General features: G+C 59.2%; 5 protein-coding genes and 1 pseudogene. 4 read left to right on the forward strand and 2 right to left on the reverse strand.

Annotated features, from left to right (window positions below):
* The first annotated feature begins 131 nt into the window (after positions 1–131).
* Positions 132–272 carry a hypothetical protein gene (locus tag NW835_RS06250; protein ID WP_414366655.1) on the forward strand — a complete coding sequence of 47 codons (141 nt, stop codon included), beginning with the start codon at positions 132–134 and terminating at the stop codon, positions 270–272.
* On the opposite strand, the gene NW835_RS06255 is transcribed toward NW835_RS06250, so the two are convergent.
* Positions 269–2,425 carry an NAD(P)H-quinone oxidoreductase subunit 5 gene (locus NW835_RS06255; RefSeq protein ID WP_414414814.1) on the reverse strand — a complete coding sequence of 719 codons (2,157 nt, stop codon included), beginning with the start codon at positions 2,423–2,425 and terminating at the stop codon, positions 269–271. The two genes, NW835_RS06250 and NW835_RS06255, sit on opposite strands and share 4 nt — an antisense overlap.
* A gap of 313 nt (positions 2,426–2,738) precedes the next feature.
* On the opposite strand from NW835_RS06255, the gene NW835_RS06260 reads away from it, so the two are divergent.
* On the forward strand, positions 2,739–3,095 hold the full coding sequence (locus NW835_RS06260) for a single-stranded DNA-binding protein (RefSeq protein WP_414366659.1): 357 nt from the start codon (positions 2,739–2,741) through the stop codon (positions 3,093–3,095).
* Here the strand turns inward: NW835_RS06260 and NW835_RS06265 are convergent.
* The gene (locus NW835_RS06265; protein WP_414414815.1) at positions 3,092–3,868 is read right to left on the reverse strand and encodes a cobalt-precorrin-6A reductase; all 777 of its coding nucleotides are present in this window, start codon (positions 3,866–3,868) and stop codon (positions 3,092–3,094) included. The two genes, NW835_RS06260 and NW835_RS06265, sit on opposite strands and share 4 nt — an antisense overlap.
* 65 nt (positions 3,869–3,933) lie before the next feature.
* On the opposite strand from NW835_RS06265, the gene NW835_RS06270 reads away from it, so the two are divergent.
* Positions 3,934–4,449 carry a bifunctional nuclease family protein gene (locus NW835_RS06270; protein WP_414366662.1) on the forward strand — a complete coding sequence of 172 codons (516 nt, stop codon included), beginning with the start codon at positions 3,934–3,936 and terminating at the stop codon, positions 4,447–4,449.
* A gap of 139 nt (positions 4,450–4,588) precedes the next feature.
* A pseudogene (locus NW835_RS06275) lies at positions 4,589–4,865 on the forward strand (RNA-guided endonuclease TnpB family protein); the annotation flags it as partial.

Here is a 4,865-nt window from a genome sequence, read left to right on the forward strand (position 1 = left end):
ACGGCAGATTAGCTAGCTCTTGAGGGTCGGTAACTGGCGGAAGGGGGGCGGACTACGCTCTCAAGCGTTGGGATCCCTTCACCGGAAAGCTTCTCAGTGTTCATCCCGAACACGGCAACTGGATTGGGGCGGTGGCCAGCGCTCCTGGGGATCGCTGGCTGGCCAGCGGCGGCGACGACTACTGCATTTGGCTGCGTCGCTTTCCTTCCCGCTCGGCGCTGCGGGTGTATCGGGATCCCGCGGCCTGTATCAGCCTCTGGCCCATGGGCTAGACCCCAACCCCAGAAAGCACTACCATCACCACCACCGCCGCAAAGATGATCAAAGCGTAAAACTGCGCCTTGCCGTTTTCCAGGTATTTCATCACTTCGCCGCTGACCATCGCCACCAGGCCCGTCAAGTTGACCACCCCATCGACAATGCGGCTGTCCACCTCCAGCGCTTCCCGCGCCACAAAGCGAGTGCCCTGCACAAAGACCCGATCGTAGAGATCGTCGATGTACCACTTGTTAAGCGAGAAGTAGTAGAGCGGCTGCAGGCTTTGGGGGAAGGTGCTCGGATCGATGCGCTTCTGCCAGTAGATCAGGCTGGCCAGGGCAAGGCCAATCAGCCCAATACCTACCGAGCTGCCCGCCATGGCCAAAAACTCCGTCCAATCGAAGTGGCCAGCCAGCACCGCTTGCCACTCGGCTGCCACCAGCGGCAAAACCGATCCGGCCCCCGCCACAGTCTCGCCCGGCGGATGGATAAAGGCCTCAAAGAAGTTGGCAAAGGGAGTGCCCACCAAGCCGATCAGCACCGAAGGAACCGCCAGCGCCACCAGCGGAATCGTCATCGACAGGGGAGACTCATGCGGCTCGGCAGCGTGGCCATGCCCATCGTGCCCGTCTTCCACAGCTTCAGGATGGCTGCTGGGCTGGGGCTTTTCGTAAATGTTCATGGCACCGGGGCCAAAGGCCGACTCTTTCCCGGCAAAAGCGTAGGCAAAAGCCGGCACCGGTCGGCCCTGGCTGACGGCTACCTCCTGCCGCAGTCTCAGGTTGGTGCCGCGAAACTCCCCTTCAAAGGTGAGGAAGTAGATGCGGAACATGTAGAAGGCGGTGATCCCCGCCGTGAGGAAGCCCACCCCCCAGAGGGCTGGGTTGTGCTCAAAAACCGCAGCCAAAATCTCATCTTTAGACCAAAAGCCGGCAAAGGGCGGGATCCCACAGATGGCCAGTGTGCCAATCAAAAACGTGATGGCCGTAACTGGCATGTATTTGCGCAGCCCTCCCATCAGGCGCATGTCCTGGGACAAAACCGGGTCGTGGCCCACCACCGCCTCCATGCCATGAATTACGGAGCCAGAGCCCAAAAAGAGCAGCGCCTTGAAGTAGGCGTGGGTCATCAGATGGAATAAGCCCGCCCCATAGGCGCCGGATCCCATGGCCATGACCATGTAGCCCAGTTGGGAAATGGTGGAGTAGGCCAGGCCTTTTTTGATGTCGTTTTGGGTGATGGCGATGCTGGCCCCCAAGAAAGCCGTGCCCGCCCCTGTCCAGGCAATGAGGTTCATGACTGCCGGGATCCCTTCCAGCACTGGGAACATACGTGCCAACAGGAATACTCCGGCAGCGACCATGGTGGCCGCGTGGATGAGGGCCGAAATAGGCGTGGGACCTTCCATGGCATCCGGCAGCCACACGTGCAGCGGAAACTGAGCCGACTTGGCCACCGGCCCCAAGAACACCAAGAGGGCAAACAGGGCAACCAAGCTGCTGCTCACCGAGCCGTTGGCGACCATCTGCTCCACATTGCGGGCCAGTTCCTCGAACCCAAAAGTGCCGGCAATCCAGTAAAAGCCCAAAATGCCCAGCAACAGGCCAAAGTCGCCCACCCGGTTGACGACAAATGCCTTCTGAGCTGCCTCTGCCGCTGCCTGCCGCTCGTACCAAAAGCCGATCAGCAGGTAGGAGCACATCCCCACCAGCTCCCAGAAGATGTAGATCTGTACCAGGTTGGGACTGAGCACCAGGCCCAGCATCGAGGAGGCGAACAGACTCAGGTAGGCGTAGAAACGTACATAGCCGGGATCCTGGGCCATGTAGCCATCGGAGTAGATCTGTACCAAGAAGGCCACGGTGGTCACCACCACCAGCATCATGGCGCTGAGGTGGTCGACTACAAAGCCCATGTCCAGCGAGAAGGATCCCGCCTGGGCCCAGGTGATGGTTCTGAGGACGGTTTCATGGCCCTGCAGTTGGCTGGCCAAGAGGGCAAAGGCGTGAACCATCGCCGTCCCCGTTGCGAACACACTCAAAAAGGCGGCTAGAGAGCGGTTGGCCCTTGTCCAGGCGTTGAACACCAGGATGCCTAGGCCAAGCAAAAAGGCTGCCACCAGGGGATAGACGGGGATCAACCAGGCGTATGCGTAGATGAATTCCATGGGATACTGCTGAATGCGTTCTCTTGCGGTAGTGAACCCTCCCTGCTGGCCGGTGGGAATCTGTCTACGGGTCAGAGGCCGGCAGTTGCTCTGGGGCTTCTGATATTGTAAATCTTTGCAACACAATCAGCGCCCCCCTGCAGTCACCCAATCCATGAGAGCAAAGATTTTTCCTCCCGATCAACCGGGATCCCCGCAGGAGAATCGGAAGATAGGCTGAAAGTTATCCCTAAGCCTGTGGCAAGATGACAGGGATCCCTTGTAAGCGCTACAACTGAAGGCTGAAAGCCACAGACTGTCTGGAGAAAAGCCCATGAGCCTAAACCTGGTGACCCTGGTGGGGAGAGCCGGAATGGATCCAGAGGTGCGCTACTTTGAGTCGGGCAAGGTGGTGTGTACCTTTAGCTTGGCGGTCAACCGCTTCCGCAAAGGAGAGGACAAGCCCGATTGGTTCAACCTGGAGCTGTGGGGGCGCACCGCTGAAGTGGCCGGAGAATATGTGCGCAAGGGCAGCCTCATCGGGGTAACAGGCAGCCTCAAGTTCGATCGCTGGAAAGATCGAACCACTGGGGAGGATCGCCAGAGGCCGATCATCGCCGTGGATCGGCTGGAATTGCTGGGATCTCGTCAAGATCGAGAGCCTGACCTGCCTGCAGAGGAGCCGTTCTAAGTCCCCTCCAACCGACGTTGGCACTCCCGCACCACCTCGGCCAAGTCTTGACTACACCAGGGGTAGCATAAGAGTGGCCGTTGGATTACCCACAGGGGAATCCCCAGAGTTTTAGCCACAGCCTGCTTGATGGCCAGGCCACCAGCTTCTCCAGAGTCCTTACTAATAACCACTTGGGGCTCCAGCCTCTGCCAAAGCTGCAGTTCCTGCTCCAAGCTGAGGGGCAAGCGCATCCCAATCACCCGCTCGGCAGGGATCCCGGCTTGCACTGCCCGGGGAACCGACTCTGGCAGCACCCGCGCCCACAGTTGGCAGCGATCCTGCCAGGGCACAAACAGGGGCAATGCCTTCACCCCCACCGTTAGCAGCACCCGCCGCCCTGCCAGTACGCCATCCGTGAGCAACACCTGCCAGTCTGACGCTACCTGTACCCAGGGATCCAACGCCACCGGGGGGCGCTCGTAGCGCAGGTAGGGGATCCCCAGTTGGGCGGTCACCTGCATGGCCAGTTGCGAGATCTCTTGGGCGAAGGGATGGGAAGCATCCACCAGCACGCGGATCCCGTGTTCCTGTAGAAACTGTAACAAAGATAGGGGCGAAAATCGGGTAACTATCACTTGCCCCGCCAAATCCCGATATAGCCTTCTGGCCCCCTCAGTGGTGACGGTGGCTATCCAAGGGATCCCCTCATGGCTGAGGACGTGGGCCAAGCTGCGGCTTTCGCTGCTGCCACCGATGAGGGCCACTTCAAGTGATTTACGAACCGAGCCCATGTTGTGTTGCCAAAGTTTGCTACCAGTGGATACGATCGAGGTCTAAAGGCTGGAGGCGAGTGCTCATGATCGAGATGCATGTGGCTGGGATCGCGGTCGACGCTGTCAACCAGGCTCCCATTGTCATCTTGCGCGATACCCATGAGCGGCGTGCCCTACCCATCTGGGTAGGAAGAGCGGAGGCCAACGCCATTCTGCAGGCGCTGGACGACCAAAAGCCCCTCCGCCCTATGACCCATGACCTTATTCTGAACTCCTGGAAAGCTTGGGGGATCAAGCTGGAGCGGGTTATCATCCATGCCCTGCTGGACAATACCTTCTATGCAGTGCTTGTTACAGTCTGCGGCGATAAAAAGCAGGAGATTGACTGCCGCCCCAGCGATGCCATTGCCCTTGCCCTGCGGGCCCATGCCCCCATCTGGACTGTAGAAGAGGTAATCGCGGAAGCCTCGATCCCGATGAACCAAGATGCTGACGAAGCAGAGCGGGAGGCCTTCCGCAAGTTTGTGGAAAACGTAACGCCCAAAGACTTTATTCGCAGCCACCCCTTCACTGACCACCCCACGGAAGCAGACAGTTGAAGTTATAGCCTTCCTGAGCTGTCCCCTACTGGAGGAGCTGAAGCCATTGGCCGGTCTCTACTCTCGCTAGCCTAGGGGTCTGCTTGGGTTGACTTCTCTCCTCCCTTTCAAAGGACCCGACGGTGTCGCTGACCACCGACGCGAACGCTTTGAGCTAGATATAGGTCACTACCAGCGTGGCAGGCTAGCAGGCTCTCATCCCAAAGCAGCCACGTTGGTCAAACGCCAAGACGGTTCCTACTACATCCAGATTGGCGTGGAGTCTGAAGCACCAGAGCCGGAGCACGCCGTCAACGCAATGGGCGTGGATTTGGGTAGGAGGGATATTGCCCAGACCTCTGAGGGGGGTCACTGGAATAGACAGCGGTTGAACCGGGTCAGAGACCACTACTCCCGGTTGAGAGCGGCTCTGCAAC

This window comes from Synechococcus sp. OH2 (genome assembly GCF_047462155.1).
GTDB lineage: Bacteria > Cyanobacteriota > Cyanobacteriia > Thermostichales > Thermostichaceae > Thermostichus.